General features: G+C 61.9%; 19 protein-coding genes and 2 tRNA genes. 13 read left to right on the top strand and 8 right to left on the bottom strand.

Going from position 1 to position 24,137, the window contains the following annotated elements:
- The first annotated feature begins 49 nt into the window (after positions 1 to 49).
- From hisC to pyrF, 8 genes are all read left to right on the top strand, one after another.
- Positions 50 to 1,168, top strand: a complete 1,119-nt coding sequence (hisC, locus tag DKK67_RS12335; protein WP_111496619.1) for a histidinol-phosphate transaminase — start codon at positions 50 to 52, stop codon at positions 1,166 to 1,168.
- Positions 1,161 to 3,407, top strand: a complete 2,247-nt coding sequence (locus DKK67_RS12330; RefSeq protein WP_111496618.1) for a bifunctional prephenate dehydrogenase/3-phosphoshikimate 1-carboxyvinyltransferase — start codon at positions 1,161 to 1,163, stop codon at positions 3,405 to 3,407. Before hisC ends, DKK67_RS12330 begins: the two co-directional genes overlap by 8 nt.
- Positions 3,404 to 4,078 (top strand): (d)CMP kinase, encoded by a 675-nt coding sequence (gene cmk / locus DKK67_RS12325; protein ID WP_111496617.1) that lies wholly within the window; start codon positions 3,404 to 3,406, stop codon positions 4,076 to 4,078. Before DKK67_RS12330 ends, cmk begins: the two co-directional genes overlap by 4 nt.
- 131 nt (positions 4,079 to 4,209) lie before the next feature.
- Positions 4,210 to 5,901, top strand: a complete 1,692-nt coding sequence (gene rpsA / locus DKK67_RS12320; RefSeq protein WP_111496616.1) for a 30S ribosomal protein S1 — start codon at positions 4,210 to 4,212, stop codon at positions 5,899 to 5,901.
- A 326-nt stretch (positions 5,902 to 6,227) separates the two neighbouring features.
- Positions 6,228 to 6,524: an integration host factor subunit beta gene (locus tag DKK67_RS12315; RefSeq protein WP_111496615.1), complete on the top strand. Its 297-nt coding sequence runs from the start codon at positions 6,228 to 6,230 to the stop codon at positions 6,522 to 6,524.
- Between the two features lie 136 nt (positions 6,525 to 6,660).
- Positions 6,661 to 6,963: a lipopolysaccharide assembly protein LapA domain-containing protein gene (locus tag DKK67_RS12310; protein WP_111496614.1), complete on the top strand. Its 303-nt coding sequence runs from the start codon at positions 6,661 to 6,663 to the stop codon at positions 6,961 to 6,963.
- On the top strand, positions 6,963 to 8,132 hold the full coding sequence (lapB, locus tag DKK67_RS12305) for a lipopolysaccharide assembly protein LapB (protein WP_111496613.1): 1,170 nt from the start codon (positions 6,963 to 6,965) through the stop codon (positions 8,130 to 8,132). The genes DKK67_RS12310 and lapB overlap by 1 nt, the downstream gene beginning before the upstream one ends.
- A gap of 55 nt (positions 8,133 to 8,187) precedes the next feature.
- Positions 8,188 to 8,913 carry an orotidine-5'-phosphate decarboxylase gene (gene pyrF, locus DKK67_RS12300; protein ID WP_228160588.1) on the top strand — a complete coding sequence of 242 codons (726 nt, stop codon included), beginning with the start codon at positions 8,188 to 8,190 and terminating at the stop codon, positions 8,911 to 8,913.
- Between the two features lie 189 nt (positions 8,914 to 9,102).
- On the opposite strand, the gene DKK67_RS12295 is transcribed toward pyrF, so the two are convergent.
- Positions 9,103 to 9,178: transfer RNA gene (locus DKK67_RS12295), tRNA-Asn, on the bottom strand.
- Positions 9,179 to 9,281: 103 nt separating this feature from the next.
- A complete protein-coding gene (locus DKK67_RS12290; RefSeq protein WP_111496612.1) occupies positions 9,282 to 10,466 on the bottom strand; it encodes a pyridoxal phosphate-dependent aminotransferase in 1,185 nt (394 codons plus the stop codon).
- 196 nt (positions 10,467 to 10,662) lie between these two features.
- On the opposite strand from DKK67_RS12290, the gene uvrB reads away from it, so the two are divergent.
- Entirely contained in the window at positions 10,663 to 12,687 is a 2,025-nt protein-coding gene (uvrB, locus tag DKK67_RS12285; RefSeq protein WP_111496611.1) for an excinuclease ABC subunit UvrB, read from the top strand.
- Between the two features lie 7 nt (positions 12,688 to 12,694).
- Here uvrB and DKK67_RS12280 read toward each other — a convergent pair whose 3' ends face one another.
- The gene (locus tag DKK67_RS12280; protein WP_111496610.1) at positions 12,695 to 13,822 is read right to left on the bottom strand and encodes a GNAT family N-acetyltransferase/peptidase C39 family protein; all 1,128 of its coding nucleotides are present in this window, start codon (positions 13,820 to 13,822) and stop codon (positions 12,695 to 12,697) included.
- A gap of 188 nt (positions 13,823 to 14,010) precedes the next feature.
- Here DKK67_RS12280 and DKK67_RS12275 point away from each other — a divergent pair, with 188 nt between their 5' ends.
- Positions 14,011 to 15,492 (top strand): RimK family protein, encoded by a 1,482-nt coding sequence (locus DKK67_RS12275; protein WP_111496609.1) that lies wholly within the window; start codon positions 14,011 to 14,013, stop codon positions 15,490 to 15,492.
- A gap of 2 nt (positions 15,493 to 15,494) precedes the next feature.
- On the opposite strand, the gene DKK67_RS12270 is transcribed toward DKK67_RS12275, so the two are convergent.
- Entirely contained in the window at positions 15,495 to 16,670 is a 1,176-nt protein-coding gene (locus DKK67_RS12270) for a cation diffusion facilitator family transporter (RefSeq protein ID WP_228160587.1), read from the bottom strand.
- A gap of 430 nt (positions 16,671 to 17,100) precedes the next feature.
- On the opposite strand from DKK67_RS12270, the gene DKK67_RS12265 reads away from it, so the two are divergent.
- Positions 17,101 to 18,123, top strand: a complete 1,023-nt coding sequence (locus DKK67_RS12265) for a quinone-dependent dihydroorotate dehydrogenase (protein WP_111496607.1) — start codon at positions 17,101 to 17,103, stop codon at positions 18,121 to 18,123.
- Positions 18,124 to 18,436: 313 nt separating this feature from the next.
- On the opposite strand, the gene rmf is transcribed toward DKK67_RS12265, so the two are convergent.
- Positions 18,437 to 18,646 (bottom strand): ribosome modulation factor, encoded by a 210-nt coding sequence (rmf, locus tag DKK67_RS12260; protein ID WP_111496606.1) that lies wholly within the window; start codon positions 18,644 to 18,646, stop codon positions 18,437 to 18,439.
- 369 nt (positions 18,647 to 19,015) lie between these two features.
- On the opposite strand from rmf, the gene rlmKL reads away from it, so the two are divergent.
- Positions 19,016 to 21,196, top strand: a complete 2,181-nt coding sequence (gene rlmKL, locus DKK67_RS12255; protein ID WP_111496605.1) for a bifunctional 23S rRNA (guanine(2069)-N(7))-methyltransferase RlmK/23S rRNA (guanine(2445)-N(2))-methyltransferase RlmL — start codon at positions 19,016 to 19,018, stop codon at positions 21,194 to 21,196.
- Here the strand turns inward: rlmKL and DKK67_RS12250 are convergent.
- Entirely contained in the window at positions 21,184 to 21,798 is a 615-nt protein-coding gene (locus DKK67_RS12250) for an outer membrane beta-barrel protein (RefSeq protein ID WP_111496604.1), read from the bottom strand. The genes rlmKL and DKK67_RS12250 overlap by 13 nt on opposite strands.
- Before the next feature lie 119 nt (positions 21,799 to 21,917).
- The gene (locus DKK67_RS12245; RefSeq protein ID WP_111496603.1) at positions 21,918 to 22,421 is read right to left on the bottom strand and encodes a hypothetical protein; all 504 of its coding nucleotides are present in this window, start codon (positions 22,419 to 22,421) and stop codon (positions 21,918 to 21,920) included.
- Between the two features lie 168 nt (positions 22,422 to 22,589).
- On the opposite strand from DKK67_RS12245, the gene DKK67_RS12240 reads away from it, so the two are divergent.
- Positions 22,590 to 23,885, top strand: coding sequence for a M18 family aminopeptidase (locus tag DKK67_RS12240; RefSeq protein ID WP_111496602.1), 1,296 nt, complete (start codon positions 22,590 to 22,592; stop codon positions 23,883 to 23,885).
- A gap of 84 nt (positions 23,886 to 23,969) precedes the next feature.
- On the opposite strand, the gene DKK67_RS12235 is transcribed toward DKK67_RS12240, so the two are convergent.
- Positions 23,970 to 24,045: transfer RNA gene (locus DKK67_RS12235), tRNA-Asn, on the bottom strand.
- Positions 24,046 to 24,137: the final 92 nt, after the last annotated feature.

Genomic DNA, 24,137 nt, shown 5'->3' with positions numbered 1-24,137 from the left:
CGGTCCGTGGTGGCTGCCTGAGTGGTAAAAAGTTAGAGCAGGAGTGAGCATGTCGATCGATTTCAAATCCCTGGCCGTTCCCGGCGTGCGGGCCCTGAGCCCCTACCAGCCGGGCAAGCCGATCGAGGAAGTGGCCCGGGAGTTGGGGCTGGCGCCGTCCGAGATCATCAAGCTGGCCAGTAACGAGAATCCGCTGGGCCCTAGTGCCAAGGCCCTGGCGGCGGCGAAGGCCGCGCTCGATGACATGTGCCTGTATCCCGACGGCAACGGCTTTATTCTCAAGCAGAAGCTGGCCGAACGCCTGTCCGTGTCGACCGACCAACTGACGCTCGGCAACGGCTCCAACGATGTGCTGGAGCTGGTGATTCGCGCCTTTGCCGGTCCCGGCGACGAAGTGGTGTTCTCCCAGTACGCGTTTGCGGTTTACCCGATTTCCACCCAGGCGGTGGGTGCCACAGGCATCAGCGTGCCCGCCCGAAACTGGGGGCACGACCTGGACGCCATGGCGGCGGCGATCACCGACAGGACGCGGATCGTGTTCGTTGCCAACCCCAACAACCCCACCGGCACGGCGCTGGGGCAGGCGGCGATTGAATCCTTCCTGGACCGGGTGCCGGAACATGTCGTCGTGGTTCTGGATGAGGCCTACGGCGAGTACTTTGAAGGGGATGAGTTCCCCGACGGCGTTTCCATGCTGCCGCGCCATCCCAACCTGGTCGTTGCGCGCACTTTCTCCAAGGCCTGGGGGCTGGCGGCGCTGCGGGTGGGGTATGCGGTGTCCTCGGCGGACATTGCCGATGTCATCAACCGCGTGCGCCAGGCGTTCAATGTGGATACGGTGGCCCTGTCCGCCGCCACCGCGGTGTTGGACGACGACGATTACCTGCAGCGTTCACGTGAGGTGAACCGGGCCGGGCTGCGTCAGTTGGCAGAGGGATTCGAAAAACTGGGGCTGGCATACATCCCGTCCAGCGGCAACTTCATCGCCGTGGATGTGGGGCGTGACGCCGAGTCCGTGTTCCAGGGGCTGCTGCGTCATGGCGTGATCGTGCGCCCGATCGGTGGCTATGGCATGCCCAACCACCTGCGGATTTCCGTCGGTCTGGCGGATGAGAATGCCCGTTGTCTGGACGCCCTGAAACAGGTGCTGGAGTCCGCCGATGGCTGACCCGACGACTCCGGCCTCACGTGCTGCGCCGCTGTTCCGGCGCATGGCCGTCATTGGGCTGGGGCTGATTGGCGGCTCCCTGGCCAGGGCGGCGCGCGAGCAGGGGCTGGTGGCCGAAGTGGTCGGCGCCGATCAGCGGCTCGACGACCTGAAAACCGGAGTGGAACTGGGCGTTATTGATCGCGGGTCACCCACGGCGGCGGAGGCCGTCAAGGGCGCCGATCTGGTGGTGGTCGCCGTTCCCGTGCGCGCCGTGGGCAGCGTACTGGAAGAGATCCGTGATCACCTGGCCGAGGGCGTTGTGCTGACCGACGTCGGCAGCACCAAGAGCAGCTTCGTCCAGGCCGTGCGCGAGGTTTTCGGCAGCTGGCCCAGTTGGGTCATTCCCGGCCATCCCATTGCCGGCTCCGAGAAAAGCGGCATCACGGCTGCGAATCCCGACCTGTTTGCCGCGCACAAGGTGATCCTGACGCCGGACGAACACAGCGATGCCTCTGCGGTCGAACGACTGAGCGGCCTCTGGTCGGCCTGCGGTGCGACCGTGCTGACCATGCCGGTTGAGCGTCACGACGAAGTGCTGGCGGCGACCAGCCATCTGCCGCATCTTATCGCTTTCTCCCTGGTGGATACCCTGGCCGGGGAAGACGATAATCTCGAGATATTCCGCTATGCAGCGGGTGGCTTCCGGGACTTTACCCGCATTGCTGCGAGCGACCCGGTCATGTGGCATGACATCTTTCTTTCGAACCGGGAGGCGGTTCTTAAAGTCATCGATCATTTCTCGGCCGATCTCGAATCGCTGCGGAGTGCGATCGAACAGGGTGACGGCAAGCAGTTACTCCGGGTTTTCAGTCGCGCCAAGGCGGCCCGCGACCACTTCTCCAAAATGCTCTCAGGACAGGCGTACGTAACGACCATGAGCCAGAAACAGGTAACGTTCAAACTCCAGCCCGGCGGTAGCGTCCGGGGCGATATCCGGGTAGCCGGCGACAAATCCATGTCCCACCGCTCCATTATGCTGGGCGCGTTGGCGGACGGTATTACCGAAGTGGACGGCTTCCTCGAAGGTGAGGACAGTCTCGCCACCCTGCAGGCGTTCCGCGACATGGGGGTGACCATCGAGGGTCCGGACCAGGGGCACGTACGCATCCACGGTGTCGGCCTGCACGGGCTGCAGGCCCCGCGTGGATCGCTCTACCTGGGCAACTCTGGCACCGCCATGCGCCTGTTCGCCGGGCTGCTCGCCGGCCAGGCATTCGATACCCAACTGACCGGCGACGAGAGCCTGACCAAGCGCCCCATGAACCGGGTCGCCGATCCGCTGCGTGAGATGGGTGCGGTTATCGACACCGCCGAAGGCGGGCGTCCGCCACTGACGATCAAGGGCGGTCAGGCGCTGCACGGAATTACCTACAACATGCCCATGGCCAGCGCCCAGGTGAAATCCTGCCTGTTGCTGGCGGGGCTCTATGCCGAGGGCGAAACCGCGGTCACCGAGCCGGCGCCGACCCGCGATCACACCGAGCGCATGCTGCAGGGCTTCGGCTATCCGGTGACCCGCGAAGGAGCCACGGCGAAGGTGAGCAGTGGTGGCCAGTTGACTGGCGGACACATCGACGTGCCGGCGGATATCTCCTCGGCGGCGTTTTTCCTGGTGGCGGCGTCCATCACGCCCGGTGCCGACCTGACCCTGCGTCACGTGGGCATTAATCCCACCCGGGTTGGCGTGATCAATATCCTCAGGCAGATGGGCGCCGACATCCAGCTGGAAAACGAGCGCGAAGTCGGTGGTGAACCGGTCGCCGACTTGCGGGTGCGTTACGCGCCACTGAAAGGCATCCGGATTCCTGAAGATCAGGTCCCGCTGGCCATCGACGAGTTCCCGGTACTGTTTATCGCCGCGGTTTGTGCCGAAGGCGAAACGGTCCTGACCGGCGCCGAGGAGCTGCGCGTCAAGGAGAGCGACCGCATTCAGGTCATGGCGGACGGCCTCGCCGAACTGGGCGTGGCGAGCAGGGTCACTCCGGACGGTATCGAGATTCGCGGTGGCCAGCCCATGCGGGCCGGCACCGTCAACAGTCACGGTGATCACCGCATCGCCATGGCTTTTGCCGTCGCCTCGCTGCGGGCGGAAGGGGAGATCACCATTACCGATTGCGCCAATGTGGCGACCTCGTTCCCGAATTTCGTAGAGCTGGCGCAGGGTGTCGGCATCCAGTTGAAGGTGGAGGCGTCATGACGTCGATCCCGGTTATCACGATCGACGGGCCCAGCGGTTCCGGCAAGGGCACGATCACCCAGATGCTGGCTCGTAAACTGGGTTACCACCTGCTGGATAGTGGTGCTCTGTATCGCTTGACAGCACTCGCGGCGGAGCGTCACGGTGTAAACTATGAGGATGTCGAGGGGCTGGTCCGAGTGGCTGGCTCCCTGGATGTGGCTTTCGAGCCCACTCCGCCCGGCGAGCCGGCGCGGGTGTTGCTCGATGGAGATGACGTGACCGCGGCGATCCGCACCGAGACCTGTGGCGAGAACGCTTCCCGGGTCGCGGTGTTGCAGCCCGTGCGCGATGCGCTTCTGCAGCGTCAGCGGGATTTTCGCAAGGCGCCCGGATTAGTGGCCGATGGCCGCGACATGGGCACGGTGATTTTCCCCGACGCTCCGGTCAAGATCTTCCTGACCGCAAGCGCCGAGGAACGCGCTGAACGACGCTATCAGCAGTTGCTGGAAGCGGGTGTCGGTGTTAGTATTGACGACCTTTTAGAGGAGATACGGGCACGGGATGACCGGGATATGAACCGGGCCAGTGCTCCGCTTAAACCCGCAGAAGATGCGCAAGTCATTGACTCGACGGGATTAAGCATACAAGAGGTGCTGGAAAAGGTAATGGCCGCAAGTGGTCAGGCCTGACCGCACCCTTTTGTCGTTGGAAGCTGAAAATCTGTGTAGTTCGCCAGCCTTTGGCAGGTTTTTGGCCACTTTGAACAGACCGTGTTGCTGGTAGCACGGAGAACACTTGCGTTGATCACATAGGACACATAATGAGCGAGAGCTTTGCGGATCTTTTTGAAGAAAGCCTGAAAGAAATTGACATGCAACCGGGTTCCATTGTCCAGGGAACCGTGGTTGACATCGACAACGACTGGGTCACCGTTAACGCGGGCCTCAAGTCGGAAGGCGCGATTCCTGCCAGCCAGTTCCTGAACGACAAGGGCGAACTGGAAATCCAGATTGGTGACGTTGTCGATGTGGCTCTCGACGCGGTAGAAGACGGTTTCGGTGCAACCCGTCTGTCCCGTGAGAAGGCCAAGCGCGCTGAAGCCTGGAAAGTGCTCGAGAAGAGCTTCGAGGCGGAAGAAGTCGTTAAAGGTGTGATCAATGGCAAGGTTAAAGGCGGCTTTACAGTCGACCTGAGCGGTATCCGTGCCTTCCTGCCGGGCTCCCTGGTTGATGTGCGTCCGGTTCGCGACACGACTCACCTGGAAAACAAAGAGCTTGAGTTCAAGGTCATCAAGCTGGACCAGAAGCGCAACAACGTGGTCGTTTCCCGTCGTGCCGTTCTGGAAGCTGAGAACAGCGCCGAGCGCGAAGCCCTGCTGGAAACCCTGACCGAAGGTCTGGAAATCAAGGGTATCGTCAAGAACCTGACCGACTACGGTGCGTTCGTGGATCTGGGCGGTGTCGATGGCCTGCTGCACATCACCGACATGGCGTGGAAGCGCATCAAGCATCCGAGCGAGATCGTCAACGTGGGTGACGAGATCAACGTCAAGGTGCTCAAGTTTGACCGTGAGCGTAACCGCGTATCCCTGGGTCTGAAGCAACTGGGTGAAGATCCCTGGGTTGATATCAAGGGTCGCTACCCGGAAGGTTCCAAGGTCAACGCGCGCGTGACCAACCTGACCGACTACGGCTGCTTTGCTGAGCTGGAAGAAGGCGTTGAAGGTCTGGTGCACGTGTCCGAAATGGACTGGACCAACAAGAACATCCACCCGTCCAAGGTTGTTCAGGTGGGTGACGAAGTTGAAGTGATGATTCTGGACATCGACGAAGAGCGTCGTCGTATTTCCCTGGGCATCAAGCAGTGCATGTCCAACCCGTGGGAAGACTTCTCCAGCAACTTCAACAAGGGTGACCGCATCACCGGTAAGATCAAGTCCATCACGGACTTTGGTATCTTCATCGGTCTGGACGGCGGCATTGACGGTCTGGTTCACCTGTCCGACATCAGCTGGAACGAAGCCGGTGAAGAAGCCGTTCGCCAGTACAAGAAGGGCGACGAAGTCGAAACCGTTATCCTGTCTGTTGATCCGGAGCGTGAGCGCATTTCCCTGGGCATCAAGCAGCTGGAAAGCGATCCGTTCGCCGAGTTTGTACAGCTGAACGACAAGGGCTCCATCGTCAAGGGCACGGTTACGGCCATCGACGCCAAGTCGGCCACTGTCTCCCTGAACGACGAAGTTGAAGCGGTCCTGAAAGCCTCTGAAATCAGCCGTGACCGCGTTGAAGACGCGCGTAACGTCCTGAATGAAGGCGACGAAGTCGAAGCGAAGATCATCAGCATCGACCGCAAGAACCGCGTCATCAACCTGTCCGTGAAGTCCAAGGATGTTGAAGACGACAAAGCGGCGCTGCAGAGCGTTCGCGAGAAGTCTGCCGAAACCTCAGGTGCCACCACCATCGGTGACCTGATCAAAGAGCAGATGCAGCAGCAGAATGCCAACAAAGAATAATTGGCAGAAGCGCTGAAATAAAAAAACGGGCTGTAACAGCCCGTTTTTTTTGTCTTTTTTTTGGGTTTGGCTAAACTACTGGCAAGGGGAGGGTTCGCTTTGCTGGTTGGCTCTCTCCGGTAACGATCCGTTTCCTGTATTCGGGAGATCGATGGCCGACACTCAGGCGGCGTGCCGCGTTGTTTGTTCGTTGGGTGCAGAAAGGCGAAATCAGGGGATTGCCTTTCGTGCCAGCGATCTTTACGGTGCCGACTGTTGCAGGCAGAAATCCCGATTAAGCAGGTTTCCAGGGGCTGATATCGCGATAAGAATCAGAAGGAAGAGTCATGACAAAGTCTGAGCTGGTAGAGCTGATTGCTTCCAAGCAGACACAGTTGTCCGTGAAAGACGTTGAGTTGGCGGTGAAAACCATTATCGAGCACATGTCCCAGTCGCTGGCCGAAGGGCAGCGTATTGAGATTCGGGGATTCGGCAGCTTTTCGCTGCATCACCGGTCTGCTCGTACCGGCCGCAACCCCAAGACCGGGGACGCTGTGCAATTACCCGCCAAGCATGTTCCGCATTTCAAGCCGGGCAAGGAATTGCGCGAGCAGGTCAATGACAGCATGAAGAGTGGCTTTTGATCCGGAGCGGGTCTGGCTTGCCTGGCCTTGACCGGGCGGCAGGCTGGTGTCCGATGTCCGGGCATCCGCCCGTTTTGCTGTGCTACTATATGAGCCCCCTCCGGAACGGAAGCTAACCACTCGGGAGCCCCTAGGTATGGCCTGGCTGCAAAAGGTGATCATCGGCCTCGTCGTGATCTTTCTGATCCTCGTCGCGCTGGTTTTTTCCCTGAATAATCAGGTTTCTGTATCACTTAACTTTTTATTCTTTGAAACGGCAGCCTATGGCATCGCCTTCTGGTTGATCCTTGCCTTCGTGGCGGGCGGTGTGATCGGAATGCTGTTGACGTCCCTGGCCATGCTCCGCTCGTCGGTGAATCGCCGACACCTTCAGAAGAAACTGGACCAGACCGAAAAGCAGCTCGAAAAGGCCAGGCTGGAAGCTGACCGGAATCCCTGATGGAAACAGTGCTTCATTGGCTGCTCCTTGTTATCGCGGTTGCCGCCGGTTGGTTTATGGGGCGCTGGGGCCGCGATGGTCAGGGGGCCGGTGCCCGCATCGACGATGAGGATGCCGTTCGCGACCGCCTCCAGTTCCTGTTTACCAACTATTCCGACCAGGCCATCGAGAACTTTGTGCAGTCGCTGGTGGTCAATCGTGAGACCGTGGGTCTGCACCTGTCGGTGGGCGCGCACTTCCGCCTGAAGGGTGAGACCGAGCGCGCCATTGTTATTCACCAGAACCTGCTGGCCCGCCCTGAGTTGCCCTCCCGCTTTTCCCCGCAAGTCACCTACGAACTGGCCATGGATTACATGACCGCCGGCTTGCTGGATCGGGCGGAGTCCCTGTTCCACCAGTTGCTGGGTAGTCGCGACTACAGTCGGCAGGCTGCCGACCAGCTGATTGAGCTCTACCAGCAGGAGCGTGAGTGGGACAAGGCGCGGCAGGTTGCCAGTACGCTGACCGTGGGCTATCCCGAGGATGAGCTGAAGAAGCGGTTGGCTTACCTGACCTGCGAGCTGGCCGAAGATGCGCTGCGACATGATGACCGCTGGGGGGCACAAAAGCTGCTCAAGGACGCACTTGAGCACGACCACACCTGCGTGCGCGCCAGTTTTCTGCAGGCGGATATTCAGAAACGTCACGGGAACCTGTCCGAGGTGTCGCAATCCCTGCTCCAGGTGTTCGATCAGAACCCGGCTTTTGGGCCGGAAGCGATCGATCGCCTGATGCGGCAAGCGCGGGAGAAGGGCGATGTGGCGCGGCTGGCGCGTCGCCTGCGCAAGCTCTACCAGCGTTGGCCATCCACCAGTCTGCTGCTGGCGCTGGTGGAGTCGGTCGAGAAAAGCTCCGGGCGACCCGCGGCCATTGAGCTTTTGAGGGAAGAGCTGGAGATTCGCCCGAGCCTGAAGGGGTTGTTGCGGCTGGTTGAGATGGCCGGCTACGAGAAAGGCATGACGACCGATGAAGGTCGTCTGGTTAGTCGGATGGGACAGCTACTTTTGTCCAACCGCCCGGTCTATCGGTGCACCAACTGCGGTTTTGAAGGGCGGCAGCTGCACTGGCTGTGTCCCAGTTGCAAACGCTGGGAAAAAGTCCAGCCCATCCAGGGTGTGGAAGCGGAATAACGGATTCACCCGGCAGGCGTTTCAAGTGCCTGCCAGAGCAAAGATGAGAACGGTTATGAATGAAACGATGGCGGAGCTGGGCCCGCGCATTATTGTTGCCCTGGATTTCCCGGTTCAGGATGACGCCCTGAAGCTGGTCGACCAGTTGGATCCGGGGTTATGCCGGCTGAAGGTTGGCAAAGAGATGTTCACCCGGTTCGGGCCCGACTTCGTGCGCCGGCTCCAGGAGCGTGGTTTCGAGGTCTTCCTGGACCTCAAGTTTCACGACATTCCCAATACCGCCTCCGCGGCGGTCGCGGCGGCCGCGGACCTGGGCGTCTGGATGGTCAACGTGCATGCTTCCGGCGGTGAAACCATGATGGCCGCGTGCCGTGAGCGCTTGGAGGATTTCGGTAAGGATCGGCCGCTGCTGATCGCCGTGACGGTCCTGACCAGCATGACCGCGGCCGACCTGCAAGGTCTCGGGATTGCCGAATCGCCGGAGGCGCACGTCTCTCGCTTGGCAGCGATGACCTACAACGCCGGTCTGGATGGTGTGGTGTGCTCGGCCCAGGAGGCCTCTGTGCTGCGTTCAGAGCAGGGCGAGCGCTTCCGGCTGGTAACGCCCGGCATTCGTCCGACGTTTGCCGCACAGGGCGATCAGCGGCGCATTATGACGCCGTCCGATGCCTTGCGTGCCGGTAGCGATTATCTGGTGATCGGTCGGCCGATTACCCAGGCGGGCAACCCGCTGGAGGCTCTGGAAGAGATTCAGGCAGAGATCCGGCTGGCGGAAGAGTAGGTGTGACGAACTCTCCGCTGTCGCTGTCATAAAGAGCGCCCCGGTCGATATGGCCGGGGCGTTTTTGTTTCGGGGGCGTTCGGGCCTGACGGGGTTGATGCCGGTCCTGCAAGCGGGAGGTGTCGCGATGGTCGCGCACAGGTTTCGGGCATAAAAAAAAGCCGCTGGTTTCAGCGGCTTTTTGCAATTTGGCTCCCCGAGCTGGGCTCGAACCAGCGACAAACGGATTAACAGTCCGTTGCTCTACCAACTGAGCTATCGGGGAGTGTCATCGGTGACGAGGCGCGTATATTACGGTGGCGCCCCGTCACCGTCAACCCCTTCTGCGACAAACCTTTTATCTTTTTCGGGCCTGTCGCAGATCGGGCTTATCCCAGGGTTTTCTGCAGGCGCTCGATGGCGTTCTGCAGGTTCTCCATGCTGGTGGCGAAGCTCAGTCGCATGTGGCCGGGTGCACCGAACGCCGAGCCCGGAACCAGGGCGACGCCCGCTTCCTTGAGCAGCGTTTCGGCCAGCTCGACATCGGTGTTGACGCCGTCACGGGCGTCGATGGCGCCCTGGAAGCTCGGGAATACGTAGAAGGTGCCGTCGCCGGACAGGCATTCCACGCCCTCGATCCCGTTGAGCGCGTCGACCACGTAGTCATGCCGTTCCTTGAACGCCTTGACCATTTCGCCGACGCAGTCCTGCGAGCCATCGAGGGCGGCCTGGGCGGCTGCCTGTGAGATGGAGCTGGGGTTGGAGGTGCTCTGCGACTGGATCTTCTTCATGGCGCCGATGACCTTGGCCGGCCCGGCGGCGTAGCCGATACGCCAGCCGGTCATGGAATAGGCCTTGGACACCCCGTTCAGCACGAAGGTCCGGTCGTACAGTTCCGGCGTGGCGTTGAGGATGTTGCAGAACGGCTTGCCGGTCCAGAGGATCGGCTCGTACATATCGTCCGTCGCAATCATCACCTGCGGGTGCTTCTTCAGCACCTCGCCGATGGCCTGCAGCTCTTCCATCGAGTAGGCCATGCCGCTCGGGTTGGACGGGCTGTTGATGACGAACAGCCGGGTGCGATCGGTAATGGCGTTTTCCAGCTGCTCGGCGGTGATCTTGAAACGGCTCTCGGCGGAGGTTTCCAGGATCACCGGCTTGCCTTCGGCGACCAGTACCATGTCCGGGTAGGACACCCAGTAGGGCGCCGGGATGATGGCTTCGTCACCCGGGTTCAGGGTCGCCAGGGCGAGGTTGAAGAAGCTCTGTTTGCCGCCGCTGGAAACCAGGATCTGGTTGGCTTCGTAGTCGAGGCCGTTGTCGCGCTTGAACTTCTCGATGATCGCTTTCTTCAGACCCGGCGTACCGTCCACAGCGGTGTATTTGGTCTGACCGCCCTTGATGGCTTCGATCGCCGCGGCCTTGATGTGATCAGGCGTGTCAAAGTCCGGCTCACCTGCGCCCAGGCCGATAATGTCCTGACCGGCCGCTCGCAATTCCGCTGCCTTGTTGGTGACAGCCAGGGTCGGTGAGGGCTTGATGGCTTGCACACGGTTCGAGAGTTGAACGTCCAAACTAGCGCTCCTTAAGATGCGTCATGAGTGGCCCGCCCGGCCGCCGGACCCGATTGGCCGGCGTTTGAATTCGGGAAAGCCTGATAAAAGCAAAACGCTATGATGTTACCATGAAGGCGGCATCAGGATAAGTTGATGCCACGTTGGGGCATCTTCGCACACTGCGATTCACTGCATAAGGGGGCAGTCACGCCACATGTTCAAGGTTGAATCCGCTTACCAGCCCGCCGGTGACCAGCCGACCGCGATCGAGGGTCTGGTCGATGGCATCGAATCCGGCCTGGCGCACCAGACGTTGCTGGGGGTGACCGGTTCGGGCAAGACGTTCACCGTCGCCAACGTGGTGGAGCGGGTGCAGCGACCGACCATCGTCATGGCCCACAACAAGACCCTGGCGGCACAGCTTTACGGCGAGTTCAAGGAGTTCTTCCCCGACAACGCGGTGGAGTACTTCGTCTCCTATTACGACTACTACCAGCCCGAAGCCTACGTGCCGTCGTCGGACACCTTCATCGAGAAGGATGCCTCCATCAACGAGCACATCGAGCAGATGCGGTTGTCCGCCACCAAGGCGTTGCTGGAGCGGTCCGACTCGATCATCGTGGCGACCGTGTCCTCGATCTACGGTCTGGGCGACCCGCAGTCCTATCTGAAGATGATGCTGCATCTGGATCGCGGCGACGAGATCGACCAGCGCTTTATCCTGCGTCGGCTGGCCGAGCTGCAGTACACCCGCAACGACGTCGAGTTTCACCGCGCCAACTACCGGGTCCGCGGCGACGTGATCGACGTGTTTCCGGCGGAATCCGAGAAAGAGGCGATCCGCATCGAGCTGTTCGACGACGAGGTGGAAAACCTCAGCTACTTCGACCCGCTGACCGGTGAAGTCCTGCGTCGTGTGCCGCGCGTCACCATCTATCCCAAGAGTCACTACGTCACGCCGCGCCAGGTGGTGCTCGACGCGGTGGAGCACATCAAGGTCGAGCTGGACGAGCGCCTCAAGCAGCTGCGCGACAACAACAAGCTGGTGGAAGCCCAGCGCCTGGAAGAGCGGACCCGCTACGACATCGAGATGATGCTGGAGCTGGGCTACTGCAACGGCATCGAGAATTACTCCCGTTACCTGTCCGGGCGCCGGCCGGGGGAGGCCCCGCCGACGCTGTTCGACTACCTGCCGCCCAACGCACTGCTGGTGGTGGACGAGTCCCACGTCACCATTTCCCAGATCGGCGCCATGTACCGGGGCGACCGTTCGCGCAAGGAAACCCTGGTGGAGTATGGCTTTCGCCTGCCGTCGGCGCTGGATAATCGCCCCATGCGCTTCGACGAGTGGGAGCGGATCGCACCGCAGATGATTTTCGTGTCCGCCACCCCGGCCAACTACGAAGCCGAGCACGCCGGCCAGGTGGTGGAGCAGGTGGTGCGTCCTACCGGCCTGCTGGACCCGGAAATCGAGGTGCGTCCGGCCTCGACCCAGGTGGACGATCTGCTGTCCGAGATCCGCAAGCGCGTGGACGTGGACGAGCGGGTGCTGGTGACTACCCTGACCAAGCGCATGGCCGAGGATCTGACCGACTTCCTGCAGGAGCATGATGTGCGCGTGCGCTACCTGCACTCGGACATCGATACCGTGGAGCGGGTGGAGATCATCCGCGACCTGCGCCGGGGTGAGTTCGACGTGCTGGTGGGGATCAACCTGCTGCGGGAAGGTCTGGACATGCCGGAAGTCTCCCTGGTCGCCATTCTCGACGCCGACAAGGAAGGCTTCCTGCGCTCCGAGCGCTCACTGATCCAGACCATCGGCCGTGCCGCGCGGAACGTGCACGGCAAGGCAATCCTCTACGGGGATAATGTGACCGGCTCCATGCAGCGGGCCATCGATGAGACCGAGCGTCGCCGCGAGAAGCAGATGGCCCACAACGAGGAGCACGGGATCACGCCCCAGGGGCTCAACAAGCGGGTCACCGATATCATGGAAGGAGCCCAGGCCGGCGCGCCGGGTCGTCGTCGCGGTTCCGAGCGTCCGGGGCAGAAGGCCGCCGAGGAAGCGGAGGAATACCGCATCAAGGCCCATGGCAAGTCGCCGGAGGAGCTGCTCAAGGAGATCGGCAAGCTGGAGGACGACATGTACAAGGCCGCCTCGGACCTGGATTTCGAGCGTGCCGCCCGCCTGCGTGACGAAATCGCCTCGCTCAAGGAAGCCACCATCCGCACCGCCTGATCGCGCATCAGGCGGCTGCCCCGTCCTCCCGCCTGGGGCCGACGATTACCGCGGCCTGCAGGCGCTGGCGATGGCCATAGGCCGCCATCTGGCCAAACACGCTGCGGTCGATCGGCAGGTACTGCTTGTCGGCGATGGTTTCACCGTCCTCGATACAGACTTCCGGGTCGTGCAGGTAGACGAACTGGTCGTCCATCGCGCACACCGCCACCCAGTGCGGCACCCGGCTGCGATTCAACTGCCAGGTGCTGACCAGGATGACCGGCACCTCACCTCGTGACAGGGCCTGTTCGATCACCTCGATGCCGATCGGCTCGTGGTGCAGGGCGATACCGGTCCGCGCCATATCGTGAATAAACCCTTCGTGGACCAGCTCCAGCACCCGCTTTTTCTCCGGGCTGCGCACCGTATCCCGGAACAGCGGCCCCTCCTTGCTGATGTGGGCAGAGACGTCGAAACCCCGCTGCCACGCTGCCAGGGCCAGGCCGTGGGGCCCGCAACCCCCGTGCCCGGCCAGCATGAAGATGGTGGTGGCCTCGCGCCAGATGCGCAGTTCTTCCAGCGTGGTCAGTTGCCGGTCGGGGCACTGCGCCGCCATCGCCATCATCAGCGCGGCGGGCCCGCAGGTGAAGTCGGTTGTCTGCGGGTAGTAGGGCACCGGCCGCATCCCGGCCGACGGCTCGAAGAACAGGATGCGCCGTTCGAAACGCAGGGCGTTGCCGTGGTCCTCGTAGTAGTCGCGATAGGTGCCGAACTGACGGTAGCCCAGCTTGCGGTAGAGCCGAATGGCGCCGGCGTTGTCCTCCCGCACTTCCAGCCGCATGACGATGCGCCCGGCATCCACCGCGGCCTGCTCGCTGGCGCGCACCAGCTGTTCTCCCAGACCCTGGCCGCGGGCTTCGTCGGCCACGGCGATGGAGTAGATGCGGGCCAGGCGCGTGGCCTTGTGCATCAGCACCAGACTGTAGCCCAGCAGGCCGCCGTCGTTTTCGGCTACGAGCAGCCGGTCCCGGGGCATGTCCAGGAAGCGGCGGAAGCTGCGGCGCGAGATCCGGTCGTCGGAGAAGCTGCTATTCTCCAGGGTGACCAGCGCATCCAGGTCGCTGTTTTGGGCGGTGCGGATAACCGTCGTCATGACTCTGGGCAATACCTGTTGGCAACAAATCGGTTGATGATGCAAGCATCTTGCATGCGCCGCCATTATGGGGCCAGTCCAGGCGTCGGAAAAGGTGCGTGAAATCCGCTATGGGCGGCCGATTGTGCGGTTTCACGAGTCGGCGTATTGTCGCGCTTTCAGGGCCGTTTCAGGAAGGAAACCGGTTTATGTCCCGTCTGTTGATTGTTGTCGATCGCGCCCGTGACTGGGCTCCGTACTACCCCAGTTCGGATGTGATGACGTTCGACGATTACGTCCAGTTCTCCGCCAATGCCAGCCAGCGCGTGCGCGTGATCAACCTGTGCCAGAGTGCCCGCTACCTGAGTCGTGGCTACTACTGTTCCCTGCTGGCGGAGGCCCGTGGGCACCATGTGGTGCCGTCGGTGATGACGCTCAACGATCTGCGCCGCAAATCGCTGTTCTCGCTGGAACTGGATGAGCTGGACCCCAGGGTTCTGCGCTGGCTGGACGACGCCGCCAAGAGCGCCGGCAGGGCGGACCGGATCAAACTCCGGACCTTCTTCGGCAAGTCACAGCACGAGGCCCTCAAGCCCGTGGCCCGCGCCCTGTTCGAGCGCTTCCCCTGTCCCATCCTGGAGGTGGTGTTCCGCTTTCGCGGCAACTGGCAGATTGAGTCCATGAAGCCGGCCTCGCCGGCCGATCTGAGCGAGACCGAGCAGGACACGTTCGCCGAGGCGCTGGACCGTTTCAGTAGCGCCTTGTGGCGCAAGCCGCGTTCGCGCCGCACGTACCGTTATGACCTGGCCATGCTGGTGGATCCGGAAGAAAAGCTGCCGCCGAGCGACGGCAAGGCGCTGGAATGCTTTATCAAGGCCGGCCGCAAGCTGGGCATCAACGTGGAAACCATCACCCGCAGGGATTACATGCGCCTGCCGGAATACGACGGCCTGTTTATTCGCGAGACCACATCCATCGACCACCACACTTACCGTTTCGCCCGCAAGGCGGCAGCCGAAGGGCTGGTGGTGATCGACGATCCGGTGTCGATCCTGCGTTGCACCAACAAAGTGTTCCTGGCGGACCTGCTGAAGAACAACAAGGTGCCCACGCCACGCACGCTGATCCTGTCGAAAGACCAGAAGGACAGCGTCGGGCAGGCTATCGAACACCTGGGCTTTCCCATGGTGGTGAAAATCCCCGATGGCGCCTTTTCCCGGGGCGTGATGCGGGCGGAAAACGAAGCGCAGTTGCAGGGCGCCCTGAAAACGCTGTTCCGGCAGTCGGCGCTGGTGCTGGCGCAGGAATACCTTTACACGGACTACGACTGGCGTATCGGTGTGCTCGGTGGGCGCGCCATCTTCGCCTGCAAGTACTACATGGTGAAGGGCCACTGGCAGATCTACAGCCACGGCGACAACCAGCAGTTCGACAGCGGCGACTTCGATACCCTGCCAACCTACGAAGTGCCGCGCAATGTGATCCAGGCCGCCCTGAACGCCACGCGTCTGATCGGCGACGGACTGTATGGGGTGGACATCAAGCAGTCGGGCAATCGGGTGGCGGTAATCGAGGTGAACGACAACCCGAACATCGACGCCGGCGTTGAGGACCGTTTCCTCGGGGGCGAGCTTTACACGCTGGTGATGCAGGAGTTCCTGTCGCGCATGGAGGCGCGGCGCCGGGCCTGATTCTATTCCTCGCCCTGCGACCCGTGACGCTTGGTTGAAGGCACCCAGACGCGTACGTCTCCCAGCCAGGACAGGTGGGTCGCGGCCTGCTTGAGCCGGCCGGGCGTCACCGGCTGGCCCAGGTTGTCCGGGTTGTGCACGTACACTTCGACGGAGACGTGCCGCCCCAGGTAATGCAGACGCAACGAGCGCAGGGTTTCCGGTTCCAGGTGATCGCGCCATGCGGTCTCCAGTGACTGGATGGTCTCCCGCCGCGTGGGCAACTGGATGGCGCTAGGCTCGTTGCCGGCGTCGTCCTCCGCGTCGATATGAAAAGTCACCTCGCGAATGTCGGGGTAAGCTTCACGAATGCGTTGCGTCACGTGTACCCCGATCTCGTGCCCCTCGGACACGGAAATCACCGGGCTGACCAGCAGGTGCAGATCGAGCAGGATGTCGCTGCCCATACGCCGGCTGCGCAGGTCATGGACATCGCGAACCCCTTCGGTTTCACGAGCGATCTGGCTGATGGTCCGGGTGGTTTCCGGGTCCAGTGCCGTATCCACCAGCTCCCTTACGCTGCGCCAGGTCAGCGTCCAGCCAATGTGGCCGATGACGATGGCTACGGCGATGGCGGCGACCGTATCCAGCCAGTCGACTCCGGTCATGGCGCCGGCTACCGCGATGAAGACGATGATCGATGACAAGGCGTCGGTGCGGCTGTGCCAGGCGTTGGCCACAATCAGGTCGGAACGGATGGCTTCACCGACCCGTCGGGTGTAGCGGTAAATCCATTCCTTGCTGACCACGGAGAAGGCGGCTACCACCAGCACCGGCCATTCCGGCAAGGGCAGGTCGGTGGTGCCGGGCAGCAATGTCTGCAGGTTGTCCCAGGCCAGCGCGCCGGCCAGTCCCAGTAACAGGCTGCCCAGAATCATGGTGCCCAGTGTTTCAAAACGCTGGTGGCCGTAGGGGTGATCGGAGTCCGGAGCCTGGCGCGCCGTGCGCATGAGGGCCAGGACCAACAGGTCCGAGGCCACGTCGGAAAACGAGTGAATGCCGTCGACGATCAGCGCCTGGGAATGGAATATCAGCCCCACCACGCACTTGAACAATCCCAGAACGGCGTCGAGCAGCATGCCGATCAGCGTGACGCGGGTCCCGGCGCGGGCTTCCTGGTTGGACTGGGTCTGGGTCATGAACATGCTCGTCTGAACCGGCTGGAGTGACTGAATCGTGTATGTCTTATGCACAAAATGCAGGGCTAATGATCGAAATCCGAATCTGTCTCATTTGGCCGTGCACCGCCTTGATGCGCTTTTAACTGTATGAAAATAAACAACAAAATAACTGGTTAAAAAATGATCAATCTGTAGAATGTCCCCGGCCCCAAGGGGTCTGAAAATCCGCAGGGCCATTTTCAACAGAGTTATCCACAGAATTCGTGGAAAAGGTCACAAGAGCTTCACCTTACAGTCATTTACACGTCATGTATGAAGGCCCGGACACCCTGTGGAAAACCCCTATGGGGCAGGGGGCACCATTCCAGTCACAACCGGTTTCCACAGTGGCTGTTTTTCCTGTCGATCCGGTATACTCCCGCAGCATTGAAACCAGGGAGTAGACACGATGTATGGGCTGATTCGCAATCTGTTATTCCGCTTGCCGCCCGAGCAGGCCCATCACATTGCGTTGCGATCCATGGACGTCGGACAGCGCCTGGGATTGTTGGAAAAGTTTAGTCCAGCGGTGGCTGAGGCGCCGGTGGAGGTCATGGGGCTGACCTTTCCCAACCCGGTCGGGCTTGCCGCGGGCCTGGACAAGAACGCCGAGCATATCGACGCGCTGGCGGCGCTGGGCTTCGGATTCATTGAGGTGGGCACGGTGACGCCACTGGCCCAGCCGGGTAATCCCAAGCCGCGTATGTTCCGCCTGCCCGAGCATCAGGCGATTATCAATCGCATGGGCTTCAACAACGAGGGCCTGGACGTGCTGCTGGCGAATGTTCGCCGATCCCGTTTCAACGGTATCCTGGGGATCAACGTGGGCAAGAACAAGGTCACGCCGGCGGAGCTGGCGGAGTCCGATTATCGCAAGGGCATTGCCGGTGTCTACGAGCTGGCCAGTTACATTACGGTCAACGTCTCGTCGCCGAACACGCCGGGCCTGCGCGACCTCCAGTTTGGAGACTCCCTCAAGCGGTTGCTTGAGGCCATCAAGGAAGAGCAGCATACCCAGGCGGAAGTGCATGGGCGGTATGTGCCGATTGCCGTGAAGATCGCGCCGGACATGGACGATACCGCCATCCGCTTTGTGGCCGATGCGCTGCTGGAGACCGGTATCGACGGTGTGATTGCGACCAATACCACCATCGAACGCGAAGCCGTCGCCGGCCATCGCTATGCGGACGAACAGGGTGGGCTGAGCGGCTTGCCGGTACGGGCGCCGTCGGTCCGGGTGATCGAAGGGCTGCACGCGTCCCTGGGCGAGCGCGTGCCCATTATCGGAGTCGGCGGCATTGCCGACGGCGAATCCGCTGCCGAGAAGATTCGCGCCGGCGCCAGGCTGGTCCAGCTTTATACCGGCTTCATCTATCGCGGTCCGTCCCTGATTGGCGAGGCCGTGGAAGGTGTGCGGGCGGCGATGCGCTAGAATCTGAGTGGTGCTTCCGGGCTTTCAGCTGGCTTGCAGGATGAGGCGCCGGCTGAGCGGGCAGGTGTTTCGATAGGGTGTCCGAATCGCAGGAAGCCGCCCAAAAAAAGTGGGCCCGCTGAGCGGGCCCGTGCGGGGGATAAACCCCGTGGCGATTGCTTCTTTTTCTGGTAAGGGTCGAGTGGACCCTTTGGGTGTATTGGGTATGTCTTTCAGATTGTGTGGTTAACGCGTGGCTCCTTGCGTTATCAGCATTTTCTGTGCATTTTTCAGCTTTAGGGCCAGTTCGATAAAAGACAGTGGGTTATCCGAATCAGGCCGTAATGTTTGGCAGTTTATGAATCCCCGAGACGCCGGTGAGGCCATCCCAGTGATCCGTTCGTCCTTCCCGCCAGCCATTCAGCCATTCCTGCCGGCTTTCGATGCGATCAAGAGGGCAACTATCTTTGGATTTACCGGAAATTCCGGCCAGATAACCGCGTTTGAATGCACGAGCACTCATATCTCTTTTCTGTCTTTTCATGCTGTTCCTCACCTCATGGATTTTCAGTTCATGAGTGTGCACACGTGCCGAACAACCCCATCGCTGCGGTTCTTCGGGACTCCGCCCGAAGCGTGTAGCCCGGGGTGCGGGCACCAGGATCCTGTGGTTGACTGGAAATCGCCAACCTGAAAAAGACGCGTCATCACCAAGGTAAGACGAAACAGGCTAGCCTGTACACTATTAATTTCATCTAGATGACCGTTGCTTTATGTTTGTGTGACATAAAAACCGCCGCGCTTAGCAGCGCTTGGCGTTTGAATCAGCGGTTTATTGGAGTGAGTTCAGAGCCGTTGCCAAATTCCTGAAAATTTTCCGGTTTCGGTAACCGTTCGTAACGTGGAGTTTGCTGTGTCCCAGCACGATTATTTTTTGAGTTGTCCCAAAGGCCTGGAATACCTGCTTGCCGACGAGATGGTGAGCCTGGGGATGACGGTCACCCGCAACGCGCCCGCCGGGGTCTGGGGGCGAGGTGACCTTGAGGCCGGCTATCGGGCGTGCTTGTGGTCGCGCCTGGCCAACCGGGTGATCCTGCACCTGGCGACAGTCGACGGGCAGAGTGGCGATGCTCTCTACGATGCGGTCACGGCGATGCCCTGGGAAGATCACCTGGACGTCTCCGGCCGGTTCAGGGTCGCTTTTGTGGGCCGTAACGACGCCATCCGCAACTCCCAGTACGGTGTGCAGCGGGTCAAGGACGCCATCGTCGACCGGCTGCGCAAACCCTCCGGCATACGTCCCGCGGTCGACACGCAGGATCCGGACATCGGCGTATCGGTGCGCCTGCACCGCGGTGAGGCGCAGATTGGCCTCGACCTCAGCGGCGAGAGCCTGCACAAGCGCGGCTACCGCACGGAAAAGGGCGCCGCGCCTCTGCGCGAGAACCTGGCAGCGGCCCTGTTGCTGCGTGCCGGCTGGCCGGAGGTTGCCGCCGGTGGTGGGGATTTTACCGACCCGATGTGCGGTTCCGGCACCTTGCTGATCGAGGCGGCGATGATGGCCTGCGACATGGCGCCGGGCCTGCAGCGCAGCCAGTACGGTTTCAGTCGCTGGCCCGGGCACGATAACCGTCTCTGGCAGCAGCTGGTGGATGACGCCCGGGAGCGGGCCCAAATCGGCCAGCGCACCCAGCGTTCGAAATACCGGGGCTACGATCAGAACCCGAAGGTGATCGCCACCGCCTGGCGCAACATCCAGCGCATGGGACTGGAGGATCGTATTCACGTGGAAAAGCGCGATGTCGTCGAGTTCCGGAACGAGTCCCAGGCACCGCGGGGGCTGATTCTCACGAACCCGCCCTATGGCGAGCGGCTCAGCGAAAAGAAAGCGCTGGGGCCGGTCTACGAAGCGCTGGGGCAGGGCGCCCGCGAGCAGGCACAGGGCTGGCGCCTGGGTGTCTTCACCGGCGTGCCTGAGCTGTGCCATGGCCTGGGGCTGCGTAGCTACAAGCAATACAAACTGTTCAACGGCCAGCTTCCGGCGCAGTTGCTGCTGTTCGAAGTCTCCCCGGACAACGAAGCCCGGGTGCGCCGACCCGGTGAGGCGGAGACCGTCCAGCCCCGCATCGCCAACCAGGAGCGGGCCGACATGCTGCGTAACCGTCTGCGCAAGAATCGCAAGCAGTTGGGTTCCTGGGCCCGCAAACAGGGCATTGAATGCTACCGGCTCTACGATGCCGATATGCCCGAATTCGCCCTGGCTATCGACTGCTACGGCGATCGTGTCCACGTACAGGAATACGCGCCGCCCAAGTCGGTCGACGCCCGCGCCGCCCGGGAACGGCTGGGCGAGGCGCTGGCAGTGATTCCCGAGGTGCTGGACATCGAACCGGAGGCGCTGGTGTGCAAGCAGCGTCAGCGCCAGGCCGGCACCGCCCAGTACGAGAAGCAGTCGGCCAGCGGCGACTTCTTTACGGTGCACGAGGCCGGTTGTGCGTTAAGGGTTAACCTGCGCGACTACCTGGATACCGGGCTGTTTCTGGACCACCGTCCCGTGCGTCAGTGGATCCAGCAGCAGGCGGTCGGCAAGCGCTTCCTCAACCTGTTCTGTTACACCGGCGCGGCGACGGTCCATGCCGGCGTGGGTGGGGCATCGGAGACGGTCAGCGTGGACATGTCGAAGACCTACCTGAACTGGGCGCGGGAGAACCTGGCGCTCAACGGTCTGGAAGACCGGCACCACCGCCTGATCCAGGCGGACTGTCTGCAGTGGCTGCAGTCAACGCCCAGGCAGGGCGAGAGCGGTTTCGACCTGATCTTCATGGACCCGCCGACCTTCTCCAATTCGGCGCGTATGGAAGGGGTGCTGGATGTCCAGCGCGACCACGGGCTTCTGATCCGTCAGGCCATGGCGCGTCTGGCCCCGGGCGGGGTGCTGGTGTTCTCCAACAACTTCCGGCGTTTCCGCCTCGAGGCGGAACTGGAAGCCGAGTTCGACGTGCGTGACGTCACCGCGCGGACCATCGACAAGGATTTCGCCCGCAATCCGCGCATCCACCGTTGCTGGGAAATCCGCGAGGCTCAGAATTCGTAGCGCAAACCGCCGTTGAACTGGTAGCCGCTGGCGGATGTGTCGGTGTCCTCGAACAGGCGCCCGCCTTCGAGCACCAGGTAGGTGTCGTCCATCAGTTCCAGGTCGATGCCGGCCAGCCAGCTGAAGGCGAAGGAGCTGCCGGGAAACTCGTCGTCGAAATCCTCGAAGGCGTCGTTGCGCTCCGCGTCGCGGTTCTCCAGCTCGGCTTCCCCCTGGATGTGGGAAAAGCCCAGTTGGGCGTAGACATTGGAGAAGTCCGTCAGGCCGTAGTGGATGCCCATGTACCAACTGGCGAACCAGTCCATGCTGACGGTCAGGTCATCGGTCACTTCCGACTCGCCGAGCCCGCCGCCGGCACGCAGCTCGACGTGGAACAGTTCGGAAATATGGCTGCCCAGCACCAGGGTGCCTGCACTCAGCCAGCCGTCGCTGTCGGGCAGGCCGCCCACCTTGCGGTATTGCAGGGCCATGCCCTGCAGGCCGACGTAGGTCTTGTCGGCGCGGCTTTCAGCGGGCTCCTGCGCGAGGCAGGGGGAGGCGAGAAGGGGCAGGCAAACGGCGAAGGCGCACAGCGCACGCCGGGCTGGCAATGGCGTCATCATGGGGAATCCTGGTCTGAGGTTCGTCCGCCTTGGTGCGGCGGTTCTTGTTATGCGGGATCTGTGTCCCGTTGGTTTCCCAGGATTCTGACAAGTGCGGGAGCAGGCTACGTCGACTCAGGTCACAAATCGCCGGTGTCCGTGCCTTCCGGAATAAAGCCTCCGTCGCGGGCCAGCATCAGCAACGCAAAGACACCGCTCTCGGGCAGTTGCGGTTCCAGTCCGTGGGTGAACAGCAGCTCGCGGCGCCAGTCCTCCAGCTCGTCCAGCTCCACGTGCTTGACCAGGTTGTCGATGGTGGCCAGTTCGAAGGGCACCGGCTGACGGATCGCATCGAACAGCAAGTCGACCAGCCCTTCGTCCGGGTCCAGACCGTCCACAAACACCGTCTGGTCGGCCAGGTCCTCGTTGAGCTCGCGCGCCAGCTCGAACAGCGGTACGCCCTGTTCCTGCAGGTAGCGCAGGTCCACGTCGAGCATCTCGGGCTCGTCCGGCAGCCAGCTGTCGTCCGGCTCGATGACTACAGTCTTCATGCTGCCGTCGGCGAGGGACCAGGCGATGGCTGTGGGGAAACACAGCTCCTCGGTGTCGACGAATTCAATATCCAGGAACTGGGGCAGGCGCATGATGGTTTCCGTTAATGCAATGAACTGAACCCACAGGATACCAGTAACCGCCGGCGCTAGGCAGGGCTCATGCCCGCCGTCACCGCTGAATTTCGGCAGGGCGGGCGAACATGCGATACTGACCCCTGATCGATATCCATTCCATTGCAGACAGGTACCCGGATCACGATGGACAACAGCGCTTTCAACGCCAACCTCTTCGAATTCCTGCAGCAGTCGCCGACGCCGTACCACGCGGTCCAGAGCATGGCCCGTCGCCTGGAGAAGGCCGGTTTCGAACGCCTGGACGAGCAGCTGAGCTGGTCCCTGGCGCCGGGGCAACGCTATTACGTGACCCGCAACGATTCCTCGATCATCGCCTTCCAGACCGGGCAGGGCGACCCCGCCGCACAGGGCGTGCGCATGATGGGTGCGCACACCGACAGCCCGTGCCTGCGGGTCAAGCCGAACCCCGAACTGCATCGTAAAGGGTATTACCAGCTGGGCGTCGAGGTGTATGGCGGCGCACTGCTCAACCCCTGGTTCGACCGCGACCTGTCCATTGCCGGGCGGGTCAGTTACGTCGACGGCCAGGGGCGTCTGCACGATGCCCTGGTCAATTTCGAGAAGCCGGTGGTGACGATCCCCAGCCTGGCGATTCACCTGGACCGCGAAGCCAACAGCAGCCGCACCGTTAACCCGCAGACGGACGTGCCGCCCATCCTCATGCAGTGCGAGGAAAAAGACGCTGCGTCGTTCCGTGATTTGCTAGCTCGCCAGATCGGTAAGGAGCATCCCCAGGCGGACGTCGCCCGGGTGCTGGATTACGAGCTGAGCCTGTACGACACCCAGCCGCCGGCCACCGTGGGATTCAACGACGAGTTCATTGCCTCGGCGCGGCTGGACAACCTGTTGAGTTGCTTTATCGGCCTGCAGGCGCTGCTGGACGCGGATCCGTCGCAACCGGCGCTGCTGGTGTGCAACGACCATGAGGAGGTGGGCAGCCAGTCCGCGGAAGGCGCGCAGGGGCCGTTCCTGTCGTCCGTGCTGGAGCGCTGGGTGGGGTTGGAAGACAAGCCGCGAGTCATTGCCCGCTCCATGATGATCTCGGCGGACAACGCCCACGGTGTGCATCCCAACTACGCCGACCGCCATGACGGCAATCACGGCCCGCTGCTGAACGGCGGTCCGGTCATCAAGATCAACAACAATCAGCGTTACGCGACCAACAGCCGCACGTCGGCGCTGTATCGTCACCTGAGCGATTCGTTGGACCTGCCGTGCCAGGCGTTTGTCGTGCGCAGCGATATGGCCTGCGGTAGCACCATTGGTCCGATTACGGCGGGCAACCTGGGGGTGCGGACGCTGGACATCGGGGTGCCGCAGTTTGCGATGCACTCGATCCGGGAAACCGCCGGGGCGAAGGACGCTTACGTGCTGTACCGGGTACTGCGTCAGTATATCGAGCTGGAGCGGCTGGACTGAGCCGTTTGCGGACGGCTCAGACGGAAATGGGCGGCCTGAAACGCAAAAGGCCGCTCGATTGAGCGGCCTTTCGACGGAATTCGGTGGCTCCCCGAGCTGGGCTCGAACCAGCGACAAACGGATTAACAGTCCGTTGCTCTACCAACTGAGCTATCGGGGAACAGCTGTGATCAGCAGGCGCGCATATTAAGGAAGTTGGGGGGAGGGGTCAAGCCTTCCCGGCAGAAAAAGCCACAGGACGTTAACATCGAG

Origin of the sequence: Marinobacter bohaiensis (assembly GCF_003258515.1) — a bacterium.
GTDB lineage: Bacteria > Pseudomonadota > Gammaproteobacteria > Pseudomonadales > Oleiphilaceae > Marinobacter_A > Marinobacter_A bohaiensis.
This window is presented reverse-complemented; position numbering and strand designations above follow the sequence as displayed.

What these genes read in the sequence shown, in the direction of transcription:
- DKK67_RS12315 (WP_111496615.1), top strand. Translation starts at nt 6,228, where the DNA reads ATGACAAAGTCTGAGCTGGTAGAGCTGATTGCTTCCAAGCAGACACAG.
- DKK67_RS12280 (WP_111496610.1), bottom strand. Translation starts at nt 13,822, where the DNA reads ATGACGACGGTTATCCGCACCGCCCAAAACAGCGACCTGGATGCGCTG.
- DKK67_RS12275 (WP_111496609.1), top strand. Translation starts at nt 14,011, where the DNA reads ATGTCCCGTCTGTTGATTGTTGTCGATCGCGCCCGTGACTGGGCTCCG.
- DKK67_RS12240 (WP_111496602.1), top strand. Translation starts at nt 22,590, where the DNA reads ATGGACAACAGCGCTTTCAACGCCAACCTCTTCGAATTCCTGCAGCAG.
- rpsA (WP_111496616.1), top strand. Translation starts at nt 4,210, where the DNA reads ATGAGCGAGAGCTTTGCGGATCTTTTTGAAGAAAGCCTGAAAGAAATT.
- lapB (WP_111496613.1), top strand. Translation starts at nt 6,963, where the DNA reads ATGGAAACAGTGCTTCATTGGCTGCTCCTTGTTATCGCGGTTGCCGCC.
- rmf (WP_111496606.1), bottom strand. Translation starts at nt 18,646, where the DNA reads ATGAAAAGACAGAAAAGAGATATGAGTGCTCGTGCATTCAAACGCGGT.
- DKK67_RS12245 (WP_111496603.1), bottom strand. Translation starts at nt 22,421, where the DNA reads ATGCGCCTGCCCCAGTTCCTGGATATTGAATTCGTCGACACCGAGGAG.
- DKK67_RS12250 (WP_111496604.1), bottom strand. Translation starts at nt 21,798, where the DNA reads ATGATGACGCCATTGCCAGCCCGGCGTGCGCTGTGCGCCTTCGCCGTT.
- uvrB (WP_111496611.1), top strand. Translation starts at nt 10,663, where the DNA reads ATGTTCAAGGTTGAATCCGCTTACCAGCCCGCCGGTGACCAGCCGACC.
- DKK67_RS12330 (WP_111496618.1), top strand. Translation starts at nt 1,161, where the DNA reads ATGGCTGACCCGACGACTCCGGCCTCACGTGCTGCGCCGCTGTTCCGG.
- hisC (WP_111496619.1), top strand. Translation starts at nt 50, where the DNA reads ATGTCGATCGATTTCAAATCCCTGGCCGTTCCCGGCGTGCGGGCCCTG.
- DKK67_RS12310 (WP_111496614.1), top strand. Translation starts at nt 6,661, where the DNA reads ATGGCCTGGCTGCAAAAGGTGATCATCGGCCTCGTCGTGATCTTTCTG.
- cmk (WP_111496617.1), top strand. Translation starts at nt 3,404, where the DNA reads ATGACGTCGATCCCGGTTATCACGATCGACGGGCCCAGCGGTTCCGGC.
- DKK67_RS12265 (WP_111496607.1), top strand. Translation starts at nt 17,101, where the DNA reads ATGTATGGGCTGATTCGCAATCTGTTATTCCGCTTGCCGCCCGAGCAG.
- DKK67_RS12270 (WP_228160587.1), bottom strand. Translation starts at nt 16,670, where the DNA reads ATGACCCAGACCCAGTCCAACCAGGAAGCCCGCGCCGGGACCCGCGTC.
- pyrF (WP_228160588.1), top strand. Translation starts at nt 8,188, where the DNA reads ATGAATGAAACGATGGCGGAGCTGGGCCCGCGCATTATTGTTGCCCTG.